We start from the raw sequence: 13004 nt of genomic DNA, 5'->3' as shown, positions 1-13004 counted from the left end.
AAAAATAAAATCAGGTGGTGAGTTTAGAACAATGGCATGGATTGAAAGCCACCAAGAGTTAGCAAGACATCCCAAGACTAAACGATTATCGAGGCTACTGGGTGTAACTCTTCCAACCGCTATTGGTCATTTGCATTTGTTTTGGTGGTGGGCAATGGATTACTCCCAGGATGGCGATTTATCCAAGTATGATGCCGCCGACATTGAAGATGCATGTGAATGGGATGGAGAACCCGGAAAGTTGTATTCAGCGCTGAGGGATTCTAAATTCGTTGACCATGACAATGTCATCCATGACTGGTACGACTATGCGGGACGTCTCGTGGAAAAACGTGAACAAAACAAGGAAAGAAAGCGACGGTCACGCGCCAAAAAAGTGGAAGTCCAAACAGGTCACGCGGATGTCACGCGTGACGACAACGTGACGGATTCGAGTGTCACGGGGCTACCCAACCCAACACAACCTAACCCTACCGAACCTAACCATACCGAACAGAACACAACCAACAATACCGTACCGCCGGACAGTAACACGGTCGTTGTCGAAATGAATCCGTATCGGATGTTTGAAAACGAAGGCTTTGGAACAATAAGCCCGGTAATCGCAGAACAGCTTAGCGACTTGGTTGAAACTTTCGGGGAACGTTGGGTATGTGAAGCCCTGAAAAGGTCAGTTGTAGCTGGTAAACGGAAAATAAGCTACGTAGTCGGCATTCTTAAAAATTGGAAGTCTGAGGGAGTGGACGAGCCTTGGACGAAAGAGCCGCCGAAAAGGGTGATACCACGGGGGAATCAAAAACCTGAAATACCGATAGCAGTTGATTCAGATCCACCGGAAGACGTATCCGACGAAGAATTTCACAGGATGATTCAGGAAGCGAAGAAAATGCAGGAAGGAAAAGGCGGGCGATCCTATGAGAAAGCTCTGGCTTAACAAGGTGCAGGCGAAGGCAAGCGGAATCCCTTGCCTTATTCCTAAACAAGTTGAAATTGATGGGGAATGGGTAATGGAAGGCCGATGGACGAGCCCTCCGCCTACTGCGGACATATTGCTGCCCTACAATCGCTGCAAACAGGTCGGATGCCCGGTACAAGAAAGAGAACGCCCAGCTGCTTACGTCTACAACGCATCCGAAAAGACCCAATTCAGATACATTCCCTTTTGGGCGAGGTTTTCTGAAGATATAGATCACAGCAAGATCACGGATGATGAGGCTTGGATTTTAAGTCTGAACCGTGGGGGCAGCGTGAGGAAATTCAAATCAAGCTGAGGGAGGATTTATCTCATGGCGAATAGATGGACCGTTTTCGAATTTCTGAAATGCCATACCTTGGCGACCGGACACATTCCAACGCGCCAGGAACTCAATTCTGAATTTGCTGATCTGGATCAGGATGAGATTGAGGGTGGTATTCAAGAGTTCGGAAGTCGAATCGGGAAATGGGGCCGTCAGGAGTCGGCAGCCATGCAATCATAAATTTTTAAGGAGTGATTCGGATGCAAGAAGCAATTAACAAGCTGCAATCTGAAATGGATGGCAAGGAATCGAATGATTATATCAAGCTGATAGGTAATTTCCTTATCCAACATATTCAGGCTAACCCAGCCGCTGCGGAAAAAGTGTTGGCTGCTGATAAGACGATAGCCAAGAGCCTGGCGGAGATGGCGCAAGAAGCCCGCAAAAAGGTTTCAGTAGGTGGCATGACTATGTTGACGGATCAGGAAGGGTATTCAGTGGTTCTCAAGTATTTTGGGATTGAAGATGCACTCATAATGATTCAAACCAATCCAACGGCTCCGAATGAGAATTCTGAAAATAAATTTGATGTATCGTTAGATGATCTTCTGGGATAAGGAGTAGGCATGATGAAGGATAATGAGTTTTTCAAACATTTCCCAAACGACGTGAGTCCTGAGCTTATAGACTACATCACGAATATAGTCATGGACTGGAGTGTATACCTCTTTACCCACCGAGAAGGAAAACAGCAGTATGCATATTGTACTCACTGTCAACAAGAACATGCTTCAGATGGACTGAATCACAATCAGGTATCTGAATGTCCTCATTGTAGAGCAGCTGGACATGTCAAAGCAGGAGGACGTGGAAGGTCCAAGTTGATAGATGAATCATACTTGATGTGGTATGAAAAGTCCCTTGTTGACCCAAACGTTCTAATTGCTAGGGGGATCTATTCCGTTCGAGATTATAGAGGGGATTATCGATCGGTACAGACAAAATCCAAGGTCATCGCGATGTATCTATTTGAGTGGGGCAAGCCAGGTCGTATGGCCCGGAGAGCATATTGGAGTGATCGTAGTAAATGGGAGGAAACGAAATCTGTATTTTCTGAAACTACGCTCAGCATGCAGAGGGTTCATAGCTATCATTCGTCATTGCAAGACATAGCCGCTACGGTAAAAGGGACGCCTTTTCAATATTGTACTTGGGAACAATACGATATTGGAGATAGAGCGGAGGTTTTCGATTTTGCCTCCCGTTATAAATGTATGGAGTTTCTGACCAAGTTTGGTTTTTCCCATCTTGTGAGAGGGAAAATTGAGGGAGCGCCTACCTACGGGGCGATCAACTGGATAGGGACCACGCCTGAAAAAGTATTCCGGATGTCTAAACCTGAATTCAAGTCGATGTTTCAAGGCAAGAACTCAAATGAATGCAAATCAACCCCAATCGGTTTCCGTACGATCCGGAGTTACCAGGTCCATAGGCAAGAGGGAATCCCACTAAACTGGGATGAAGCGCAGCTAATGAGTAAGTTTATTGAAAAGTCTGAAGCATCATCTTTGAGTAGAATGCTGAACGATGCTCCCATGAATGGAAGGTACTCCACGAAGGAAATTAAAAAATATTTTCTGAAGCAAATTCGAAACAACAGCCATTACCGAAACGGGTGGAATTCGATAATGATTGAGTATGGAGATTATCTAAGGGAATGTATGGAACTTGGCTGGGATACAAGCAAAGCAAGCATTCTATTCCCGAATAATCTTGAGGCTGCCCATCAAAAAACCATGAATGAAATCAACATTATACGAGATGAAGAAAGAGAGAAACGAATCCGACAACGCGCCAAGGATCTTATAGAGTATTCCTTCGAATACAAGGAATTGATGCTAATACCGGCTGGGTCAATTGATGATTTGGTAAACGAGGGGAAAAAGCTTGGACATTGCGTAGGCAGGTACGCAGAAAAATATGCTTCGGGCGGTTGTGCTATATTCTTCGTTCGAAAGAAAGACAATCCACTGAAGCCATACTACACAATGGAAGTTGTCGAAGGAAGGATTATCCAATGCCAAGGGCGCAGAAATACAGCTATGAACAAGGAAGTATCTGAATTCGTGAATAGATTTGAAAAATTAGTGTTATCGAAATGGAATAGAAAAAAACAGGGGGTAGCCGTATGACGACTCAATTATCCACCCGGACAACTGATGTCATTGCGATAGAGATTAATGCAATCAAGGACCAGACGAAGACGCTGATCCTTAACAATAGTATCGAGATCGGCCGCCGCCTCGTCGAAGCGAAATCAATGCTTCCGCACGGCGAGTGGGGGAAATGGCTTCAAGAATCAGTAGATTATTCCCAAAGTACGGCTAACAACCTAATGAAGATATTCGATCAATACGGATCAAATCAAATTTCGCTGTTCGGGGCTGAAGCAGATTCCCAAGCGCTTGGAAGTTTGTCCTATACACAAGCCGTGGCGCTGCTAGGAGTGCCGGCGGAAGAACGGGAGAAATTTGTTGAGGAGAATAATGTTGAAGACCTGTCTACCCGTGAGCTTCAAAAGCTGATCAAGGAAAAGCAAAAACTCGAAAAAGAATTGAAGCAAGCGAACGAGAAGGTGGAACGAGAAAAATTAGAGAGAGAGAAAATTCAGTCCAGCCTGGTTGAGATGCAGGAACAGAATGCAATGAATTACGAACTGGCTGAACGTTACAAAGCAGAAATGGAGGCTGCAACCGAATCCGGAAACGATGAAAGGGCTGCGGAGCTCCAAGAAGAATTGAACAAGGCGCAAGCTGCTTTGGGTGATTCGGCGAAAATGGTGAAGGAATTAGAGAAGCAGCTGAAGGCCAAACCGATCGATATTCCGGTCAAGGAGATTATCGAGAAGGTACCGGAAGAGATCGAGAAAGAACTGGCCCAGCTGCGAGAGCAAGTAAAGCGAAGTGACAATAAATCCTTGGCAAAATTCGCGGTGTACTTCGAAGCTGTCACGAACAACTTCGGGAACCTCCTTTCCGTCCTGCATGAGATCAAAACCAATGTTCCGGAGGAGCATGAAAAGTATCGTAACGCTGCAGCTGGCTTGCTTGAACGAATGGGAGAAAAAATAAAATGAATCCCAAGGCGGTGCAAATGATCGAAAGTGCGCTCGGCCCGCTGATCCGATCCGGTTGCCGGATCGAGCGCATTCAACTTGTCGTTTGTCCAGGTGCAGAGATTGCAACGCATCAATCAGTAAGGACCAGGTTTGGAGATATCCGCATCAAACCAGATGGATATGTAAAGAAAGGGTTGTCTTACTTAATCGAGGATCCTGGACGTAAGGGAAGAGGATTTGCATGGGTGTCAGGGTATAAGGCGCAGTAGACACATACTGCGAATTTAGAGAGGAGATTGAAAATGGCTGAAAATCAATATGCTTCTTGGTTTCGGACGGAATTCAGAGAGTTGGAGGAACAAGGAAAATCAGGCGATGAATTGAGACTTGCTATGTTTCAAAAGGGGTTTTTCATCATGCAAGATGTGATGAACTCAGACTTCCCTTCGTGGACAGAAAAACGAAAATCGATTTACGATGTTATGAAAATGATCGAGTATTCGCAAGGTTGGGTTAGGTAGATAGTTATTACACATTCCGAAGACAATGAGTCGTAATTAGCAGCTGAACATAAAAGAATCCGCCGCAGTGATTTGGTCGTCGCGCGGCGGATTCAGGCAAGATATTCCTTTCATTATTATACCAAATAATGAGGGGAATGAGGGGAATGCTTTTGGCAGCAGAAAGAACGGGAGAGCAAGGGGAACTCTGGCCGTCGGTAACTGATACAGATAAATTAAAAACGCGTAGAATGCTCGAAGACTATATGAAGAACAAGCAGATGGTAATGGCATTTTCTCAGAAAAACACTTTGCCAGATCAGATGAAGAAGGTATACCAGGAGAAGAAAGATGAACTCGAAATCATTGAACTGGCTTTCAATTTGATCCAAGATCCAGCAGTTAAGAAGATCATTGAGAACCGATTCTTCAAACTCAGAAAATGGAAAGAAACAGTGAATTATCATAGTGGTGGATATAGTGAGAGGACAGTTGATCGCTATATTGATAAAGGAATCGAAGCCGTTGCAGATAGTTTGAAACTGTGGGGCTTTATATAAAAAAGTGACGGTTATTTGTCTGCAATGCGTCGGCGTTCTGACGGCGGTTGAGGGATACAGTGGAATCAGGAAGGAAAACTCTTCCTGGGAGATGTCTGCTGCCCCTTATCGCCGCAGGCGCTCGGCCGTGCTGTGGGTCATAATCATATGACCTTAGACGTAGATCGTCAAGGGTGCGGACTGTGGGGAAGCGGTTAAGAGCACCGCAATATTATCATGGCCTTCATGGAAATACAGGTTCGATTCCTGTAAAGGCCCTGCTGTAAATTTCCTTCATAACCTTTTGTATGCCATCCGGTTTCCGGGTGGCCTTTTTTATGGAACGAGGTGTGAGATGAAGCAGAATAAACCAATGGTGAGGCAACCTCTGCAATGTCGTGGATGTGTGTGGGGCAAGTGGGAGGCGCCTGCTCAGTTTTGCTTAAAGCCAGGCGATCTATGCGAGAAGGGCTCCATGCCTAAAGTCGGTGATAAGAAATGAATACGGTTCAGCCGATCAGAGACCCTGCATTAATCGAAGCAATGAAGAATTACCTTCGGTGTACGAGCGAGAGAAACTATATTTTCTTTTGCATGGGGATCTACAGTGGGCTTCGTGTATCTGACTTGCTCGAGTTACAAGTTAAATCTGTTCGTAATCAAACCCATATTAGCTTGGTTGAAAAGAAGACTGAGAATACCAAGAAACGAAACAAGAAAAAGAAATTCATAATTCATAGGGATCTTGTAGACGATCTAAATAGTTACATCAAAGGGATGGATGATAATGCTTATCTTTTCCCGAGTCGGCAGAAGAAAACAACTACAGGAGAACGCGGGAAGCCTATCGACCGTTCTACCGCCTATAAAATGTTAAACAATGTCGCGGATCGATTTGGGCTAGTAGAGATCGGCTGCCATACTCTGAGAAAGACTTGGGGCTATCATCTTTATTTAGAAAATCCACGTAACCTAGCGTTACTAATGGATATGTTCAATCATTCTGATCCAACGTATACACTAATGTATCTTGGACTCACGCAAGACGCTATGGATGCTGCAATCATGCGTTTGAGTTACACATAATTCTGTCAATGTCGCACTGAAAATGTGGAGCACTCAAAACCCTTGATTTTACTGAGTTTTGGTGTTTTTACGAGTGCAACAGAATATAGGTTATGTTTCACCCTGCTTACATTTATTAGTGAAAAACCAGACTACAACAACGAGAAATTTGGCTTCGATTTTAGCCTGTGGAATGTCTGGTTACGTCACTGAGAAAAAGTTAGTGTGAAAACCAACTCAATTATCAGGAGGTGGGGTGTTTGAGGTGTCGCGGCAGCCAAGTGAATTAAGAAAAAAAGCAAAAAAAATATGGCTCGCCAGTGGCCGGAAAAAGAAGCCGAAAGAGATTGCCGATCAGCTGGGTATCTCGGCCGCGCTCGTCCGTAAGTGGAAGTGCTTGGATGAGTGGGACAAGATCCCTTTGCTTCCGAGTCGAGTCGGCGCGCCGCTGGGGAATAAAAACGCTGTAGGGAATAAAGGTGGTCCGGGTGGGCCTCAGGGGAATGACCACGCAGTGAAGCATGGGCTTTTCCGTAAGTTCCTGCCGGACGATGAGGAAACACGCGAAATCTTCGATGGTGCCGGCGAAATGTCCACGCTGGACGTTATGGCGGGTATGATCCAAATAAAGCTGACGAACATTCTACGGGCTCAGAAGATCATGTTTGTCAAAGATCAGGCCGACGAGACCAAGGTCATCAAGAAACGAAAGCGGCAGATGGAAGTGGTCAAGGAAAAGGTCAATGGCGAGGAACGTGTCTACGACATCGTGCCGACATACATCGAAGAAGAATTTGATATCCAGCATGCTTGGGATAAACAGGCCAAGGCTCTCACGTCTCAGGCGAGGGCGTTCAGTGAGCTTCGATCTATGATTCGCCAGTACGAAGAGATGATTCGGCAGGCTGATCCGGATGAAGTGACCGAGAAGCGTCGGAATGAAATGGAGCTGCTAAAATCCCAAGTTAAAGCAATGGCAGCAAAGGAATGGTGATATGGCAAAGTATGCGATTCTGAAAAGCTTTTACGCTTCAGAAGCGTGGCAGAAGTTCCGCATCGTCGTGATTAATGAAAGAGCGATCAGGGACGGCGGCATGCGCTGCGAACATTGCGGCAAGTACGTGCTCAAATCAAGCGAGCTGACCTTGCATCATATCATTGAGCTCACGCCTGAGAATGTCCATGACGTGAACATTGCTCTTAATCCCGAGAATATCCTTGTGGTCCATCATGAATGCCACAACGAGATCCACGGGCGATTTGGTTACCAGACTGAGAAGGGCGTCTATATTGTCTACGGTCCGCCGCTTGCCTGTCATGAGGATTACGTCCAGCAGCACAGCGTCCGTGGTGATCTGATAGTCGATATGGATAGGCTGTATGCAGCAGTATCCATGCTGCCGTACTACGACAAGCCGGACGGCCTGCTGCCGAACGTTCGAGGCATCCATAATATGCTGATCGACAACATCAAGACGCGTTATGGGAAATGGCGCAGCGCTTGGGTCATCGGTGGTTATGCCGACAAGCGCAAGCGTGAACGATTGGCCGAGGACTTGGGGGCTGAGCTGATCTTCTGTGATGTGAGCCGGGATGAATGTCTGGCACGTCTGGAAGTGGATGAGGATCGGAAGTATCGCAGGGATGAGTGGCGCGGGTACATCGATAAATGGTTTGAACAATATCAACCGTGAGGAGCGAAGGAAGATGAATGGTACAGCGCAATGGGATCAAATGCTTGCGGCTATTCGCGATATGGCAGAAATACTAGCGAAGTACCGGGATGAATTGTTGAACCAAGGTTTTGAAAGAGAAGAAGTAATCAGGCTGGTTATTGAATATCAAAAACAAATTATGGGTTTCGATAAATGATACGCCTTGGGGTGAACTATCTTTGAATAATAATGGCTATCAGAAATATATCATTGCAGCTGGCAATATCGCTGCGGCGGAACAGATTGCTAAAGATAACGGTTTGCTCAGAAAAGAGTGGACCTATGCCTATTGCGGATACCCAACAAAACATTTAAAAGACGGCCTGCTGGCTGAAAGCGAGGACAGATTGCTTGGCAATTTCAAGCCAGAAGAAAGGTGGCTTCTTACTGCACACTTGGATAAAGGGAGGGATTGAACGTGTTTAAATGGAGATGGAAATGGAAGTTGGCCAACCCAGCATTATTCGATGAGAAGCACAAGGATAAGCGAGAGGCCGTTGTGCCGATATCTTCAGCTTTCTATAAACCGAGTGCGAACATCCGTGAAAAAATGGAATACCTTGACCGGCTGATCCGTCTGAAAGAATCCAAGCCATTTACTTTGGACATCAATGAACGATTAGATTGTGTATGTAACAGCATTGAAACGGATCTAGGTATTATCGAGGATTATCTTGCTGATAAACCTGACATGGGAAAGTTCACCATCAATACAAGAGTGGAAGTACAACCCGGAGTCAGCAATGAAGCGATTCAGAATATAACTGATCGAATTAAAAAAAGCAGTCGGTATCCCCCCCGGTCAGTAGATTTTACGAAATCGCCCCGGACCGTATAGGGGACCCTTTTTTTGCACAAGGTCAAAAATTTGAAAATCAGGGAGGTGGTTCGAATTTCTGCCAAGATGGAAATTTTCAACCGAGAGGAAGCGAAACTTCGAGAAATTTTCAAAAAAGTGGATCCTGAAAAGGCTGAACTGGTTGACGGACTTATTCAAGATGCGGCTTTCTTGAAAGCTGAAAACTGCGAGCTGCGTCGCCGGATGGCAGAAACCGGGATGGTGGAATTTCATCCGACGAATCCGAGGCTTCAGCGGACCGTGGAGGCGGCCAAGCAGTACCTAAAGAACGTGAATTCATATTCTGTCATTGTAAAAACGCTGAATGGGGTACTAATGAAGGACGTGATCGAAGACGATGACGAATTCGATAAGTTCCTGCGTGAACGTCAGGGCGACTAATTACCTTCTGCAATACAAAAGCGCCATTGATCGTGGCGAGATTATCGCGGGCCAGGAATTGCAGCAGCTGCTGAATAATCTGGTCGCTGATCTGGAAAACCCGGATTATATCTACGATACGTCGGATGCGCACTTCCGGATCGAGTTCATAGAGACGTTCTGCCGACATACGAAAAGCCCGTTCTATGGTAAACCGTTTTTGTTGGAGCTATGGGAGAAAGCTTTTATTGAAGTCTTTTACTCCTTCAAATGGTCCGACGAGGGATATTACCGATATTACGAAGAATACTCGCCAAAACCCAAGCTTCGCCGATTCAAAAAGGCCATTCTCCTGATCGCTCGGAAAAATGGTAAGTCCACGCTCTGCGCGGCGCTCTGTTTGACAGAGATGATGGTTGGCACGGGCGGTAATGATATCGTGTGTTCCTCCAATGATGACAGTCAGGCGGACCTCATTTTCGGTGAGATCAACAATATGCGGGAGCAATTCGATCCGAAAGGCAAGCGAACCCACAAGAACCTGAAGGGGATCTATAACCAGAAGAATCGCAGCCGCATTTTTAAGATTTCGGACAAGACCCGAAACAAGGAAGGCCGGAATATCGACGGGGCAATCCTGGACGAATCCCATGAGATGAAGACCAATGTCATTGCCAAATCCATTGACCAATCGCAGTCCACCAAAGACGAGCCGTGGTTCATCAACATCACGACCGAAGGATTCGTAAATGACGGGTATCTCGATCAAGAATTAAAGTATGCCCGAGAGGTCCTGGAGGGCGAAATGGAGGACGCCACGCTTTTACCCTGGCTTTACACGCAGGATAGTGAGCAAGAGGTATGGCAGAACCCGAAGTCCTGGCAGAAGTCCAATCCAAGCCTAGGGACCATTAAGAAGGTTAAATATATCAAGGATCAAATCCGCAAGGCGCAGAAGGACAAAGCTGAGCGGGTTTTTATGTTGTCTAAAGATTTCAATATCAAATCAAACAATGCGGCGGCATGGCTGCTCGCGGAAGAAATTCGGAATAGCAACGACATTCCCTTTGAGCTGGAAGAGATGCGAGGTCGTGTCGCAATCGGTGGCGTAGACTTATCTAAGTCCGGTGACTTGGCATGCGCAAGAGCAATGTTCATAAAGGGTGGAAGGAAGTACACGGTTTCTCAATACTTCATTCCGGAAACGAAGCTCCTTAACCTACCCAAAGAAGATGAGGACAAATACAAGGAATGGGTTCGCCAAGGCCGCATTACGATCAGCGACGGCAACGAAAATGATTTCCGTCATGTGACAGCTTGGTTCGCTAAGCTGGTGAAGGAATACGGTATTCGCTTCCTGAAGATCGGTTATGATAAATGGTCCGCTATCTATTGGGTGAAGGAAATGGAGGAAATGGGCTTTGATATGGTGCGCGTGGTGCAAGATTGGGGACCGCTGTCCGAACCGATGCGTCTGGTTGAGGCGGACCTTCGAAGTGATCTGATCTATTACAACGATGACAGCCTGGATCGATGGTGCTTGGAGAACACAGCCATTACGGTAAATTCGAAGATGGAGCAAATGCCAATCAAAATCCAAGGTAAAGAGGACAAGAAGATCGACGGTGCGGTAACGCTGATCATTTGCTATCGGGTGTACCTTGATAATCGGAGCGATTTCCTGAGGTTGTCAGCCTAAGTACATTCTAGAGAAGGGAGGTAAACCCATGTCATTGTTGGACGTGCTCCGTGGTTGGTCTGGTCAGCGTAAAGACGCTAAAATCATGCGAATGCTAAGCGGTGGGCTACCGGTATTCAGTCAATTTGGGACAGATATCTATGCTTCCGATATCGTTCAGAACTGCATCAATGTTATTGCGACGGAAATGAGCAAGCTTCAACCGCGGCATATCCGCAACACGGAGGAAGAGCAAAATATACCAAAGGGAAACATTAACCGGCTGCTGAAGTTCGGTCCGAATCCGTTAATGACAACGAGCGAGTTTATTGAAAAGACGATCTGGTTACTTTTCATGAACTACAATGCATTTATCATTCCAATATTCGATTCAGATTACAGCAGCGGGATCGAACGGCGAACATACCGTGCTATGTATCCGATTAATCCAAGTCGCGTTGATTTTCTTCAGGACCCGGAAGGGATGATGTTGATCCGATTCTATTTTCCGAATGGAACAGACTTCACTTTCCCATATGACGACGTGATCCACCTGCGAAAAAAATTCTCTGTGAACGAGATGATGGGAGGGGGGCTGAACGGGCAGCCGGATAATGCGGCTCTTCTAAAGGTTCTTGAAGTAAATAGCACGTTATCTCAAGGGCTTGCTCGGGCAGCCAAGATTAATGCATCCATTCAGGCAATTCTGAAGATAGCTACAATGATGGATGATGACGCCAGCCGCGCTGAACGGGCGAGGTTCGAGCGCTTAATAGCTTCAGGCGAAAGCGGTATTTTACCGATTGATTTGAAGGGTGAATATATTCCGGTTAAAGGCGACGTCAAATTTATTGACAAAGATACCCTGGCATTCCTACAGCAAAACGTACTGAATTGGTTTGGAGTATCCTTGCCGATCCTCACCGGAGAATTTAATGATGACCAGTACCAAGCCTTTTACGAAAAAGCGCTTGAGCCACTGGTCATTTATTTTGGGCAAAAGTTCTCCAAAAACATGTTTACGGAGCGGGAGCTGGACGTAGGAAATGAGATCATTTTCTATCATCGTGATATGAATTATCTCAGTACAGCAGCCAAGCTTAACCTGATCAAGACAACAGGGGAGCAAGGGCTGTTAAGCGATAACCAGAAGCTGAAGCTGCTGGGGTATCCGCCAGTCAAAGGCGGCGAGCGCCGGACGCAGTCTCTGAACTATATTGACGTGTCCTTGATCAACCAATATCAAATGACGAGCTTAAACAAGGGAAAGGCGGTGGAAGAACATGAGCCAAATTAAGCTTCCGGGCCTCATGCTAAGGGAAAAACGATCGTTTACTTTACCCGACATCAGGGCCGAGGGGGAAAGTGGGATTATTAGTGGGCATGCCGCAGTATTTGATCAAAAAACCCTGATTGGCGGGATGTTCGAAGAAATCATTGAACGCAGCGCCTTCGACCGCACGGATTTTCGGGATGTCGTGCTTACCATAAATCATAATTTACAGAGCATCCCTCTGGCCAGGAGTCGAAACAACAACGCTAATTCGACTTTGCAGCTGAATGTGGATGATAAAGGTTTATTTGTCCGAGGAAACGTGGACATCGAAAATAATTCCGAGGCAAGGGCATTGCATTCGTCGGTGGCTAGAGGCGACCTGAATGGAATGTCCTTTATTTTTATTATCCGTGACCACAAGTGGGAGGGTTTAGACACGGATATGCCTGTCCGTCGGATCTTAGACATAGCCCGAGTCATTGAAGTATCCGCAGTATCCTTTCCGGCTTATGCCGGGACTGATATAAATGCTCGCGACGAGCAGGCACTGGAGAGTGCCCGCACCGCACTGGAGAGTGCGCGGTCCGAACTGGTGAGTTCGAGAAACGAGCTTGAAATGTTACGCCTGAGAAGTCAAATACTCTTGAAAGGTTGAT

Annotated in this window: 19 protein-coding genes; all 19 read left to right on the top strand. The window is 46.2% G+C overall.

The window, feature by feature from the left end:
- Positions 1–31: 31 nt before the first annotated feature.
- A complete protein-coding gene (locus tag PCH05_RS15000; RefSeq protein ID WP_127603236.1) occupies positions 32–934 on the top strand; it encodes a DnaD domain-containing protein in 903 nt (300 codons plus the stop codon).
- Positions 915–1271 (top strand): hypothetical protein, encoded by a 357-nt coding sequence (locus PCH05_RS14995; protein WP_127603234.1) that lies wholly within the window; start codon positions 915–917, stop codon positions 1269–1271. Before PCH05_RS15000 ends, PCH05_RS14995 begins: the two co-directional genes overlap by 20 nt.
- A 15-nt stretch (positions 1272–1286) precedes the next feature.
- Positions 1287–1478, top strand: coding sequence for a hypothetical protein (locus tag PCH05_RS14990; protein WP_127603232.1), 192 nt, complete (start codon positions 1287–1289; stop codon positions 1476–1478).
- Between the two features lie 20 nt (positions 1479–1498).
- Positions 1499–1855, top strand: a complete 357-nt coding sequence (locus tag PCH05_RS14985) for a Cas9 inhibitor AcrIIA9 family protein (protein WP_127603230.1) — start codon at positions 1499–1501, stop codon at positions 1853–1855.
- Positions 1856–1867: 12 nt separating this feature from the next.
- Entirely contained in the window at positions 1868–3430 is a 1563-nt protein-coding gene (locus PCH05_RS14980) for a PcfJ domain-containing protein (RefSeq protein ID WP_164766657.1), read from the top strand.
- Positions 3427–4374 carry a DUF3102 domain-containing protein gene (locus tag PCH05_RS14975; protein WP_127603226.1) on the top strand — a complete coding sequence of 316 codons (948 nt, stop codon included), beginning with the start codon at positions 3427–3429 and terminating at the stop codon, positions 4372–4374. The genes PCH05_RS14980 and PCH05_RS14975 overlap by 4 nt, the downstream gene beginning before the upstream one ends.
- The gene (locus PCH05_RS14970) at positions 4371–4625 is read left to right on the top strand and encodes a hypothetical protein (RefSeq protein ID WP_127603224.1); all 255 of its coding nucleotides are present in this window, start codon (positions 4371–4373) and stop codon (positions 4623–4625) included. The genes PCH05_RS14975 and PCH05_RS14970 overlap by 4 nt, the downstream gene beginning before the upstream one ends.
- A 33-nt stretch (positions 4626–4658) precedes the next feature.
- A complete protein-coding gene (locus PCH05_RS14965) occupies positions 4659–4877 on the top strand; it encodes a hypothetical protein (RefSeq protein ID WP_127603222.1) in 219 nt (72 codons plus the stop codon).
- A gap of 152 nt (positions 4878–5029) precedes the next feature.
- Positions 5030–5416 (top strand): hypothetical protein, encoded by a 387-nt coding sequence (locus PCH05_RS14960; RefSeq protein WP_127603220.1) that lies wholly within the window; start codon positions 5030–5032, stop codon positions 5414–5416.
- Positions 5417–5893: 477 nt separating this feature from the next.
- Complete coding sequence (locus PCH05_RS14955) at positions 5894–6481, top strand: tyrosine-type recombinase/integrase (RefSeq protein WP_127603218.1); 588 nt, start codon at positions 5894–5896, stop codon at positions 6479–6481.
- Positions 6482–6716: 235 nt separating this feature from the next.
- Positions 6717–7454, top strand: a complete 738-nt coding sequence (gene terS, locus PCH05_RS14950) for a phage terminase small subunit (RefSeq protein WP_127603216.1) — start codon at positions 6717–6719, stop codon at positions 7452–7454.
- A 1-nt stretch (position 7455) separates the two neighbouring features.
- On the top strand, positions 7456–8154 hold the full coding sequence (locus PCH05_RS14945) for an HNH endonuclease (RefSeq protein WP_127603214.1): 699 nt from the start codon (positions 7456–7458) through the stop codon (positions 8152–8154).
- A gap of 13 nt (positions 8155–8167) precedes the next feature.
- A complete protein-coding gene (locus tag PCH05_RS27300) occupies positions 8168–8332 on the top strand; it encodes a hypothetical protein (RefSeq protein ID WP_164766656.1) in 165 nt (54 codons plus the stop codon).
- Positions 8295–8591: a hypothetical protein gene (locus tag PCH05_RS14940; protein WP_164766655.1), complete on the top strand. Its 297-nt coding sequence runs from the start codon at positions 8295–8297 to the stop codon at positions 8589–8591. Before PCH05_RS27300 ends, PCH05_RS14940 begins: the two co-directional genes overlap by 38 nt.
- Before the next feature lie 2 nt (positions 8592–8593).
- Positions 8594–9013 carry a hypothetical protein gene (locus tag PCH05_RS14935; protein WP_127603210.1) on the top strand — a complete coding sequence of 140 codons (420 nt, stop codon included), beginning with the start codon at positions 8594–8596 and terminating at the stop codon, positions 9011–9013.
- A gap of 12 nt (positions 9014–9025) precedes the next feature.
- Positions 9026–9415, top strand: coding sequence for a hypothetical protein (locus PCH05_RS14930; protein WP_218030529.1), 390 nt, complete (start codon positions 9026–9028; stop codon positions 9413–9415).
- Positions 9396–11093 carry a terminase large subunit gene (locus PCH05_RS14925; RefSeq protein ID WP_218030528.1) on the top strand — a complete coding sequence of 566 codons (1698 nt, stop codon included), beginning with the start codon at positions 9396–9398 and terminating at the stop codon, positions 11091–11093. The genes PCH05_RS14930 and PCH05_RS14925 overlap by 20 nt, the downstream gene beginning before the upstream one ends.
- A gap of 28 nt (positions 11094–11121) precedes the next feature.
- Positions 11122–12369 carry a phage portal protein gene (locus PCH05_RS14920; RefSeq protein WP_218030527.1) on the top strand — a complete coding sequence of 416 codons (1248 nt, stop codon included), beginning with the start codon at positions 11122–11124 and terminating at the stop codon, positions 12367–12369.
- Positions 12356–13003, top strand: a complete 648-nt coding sequence (locus PCH05_RS14915) for an HK97 family phage prohead protease (protein WP_218030526.1) — start codon at positions 12356–12358, stop codon at positions 13001–13003. Before PCH05_RS14920 ends, PCH05_RS14915 begins: the two co-directional genes overlap by 14 nt.
- Position 13004 lies beyond the last annotated feature (1 nt).

Source organism: Paenibacillus chibensis (assembly GCF_004001045.1).
Taxonomy (GTDB): domain Bacteria; phylum Bacillota; class Bacilli; order Paenibacillales; family Paenibacillaceae; genus Paenibacillus_AQ; species Paenibacillus_AQ chibensis.
This window is presented reverse-complemented; position numbering and strand designations above follow the sequence as displayed.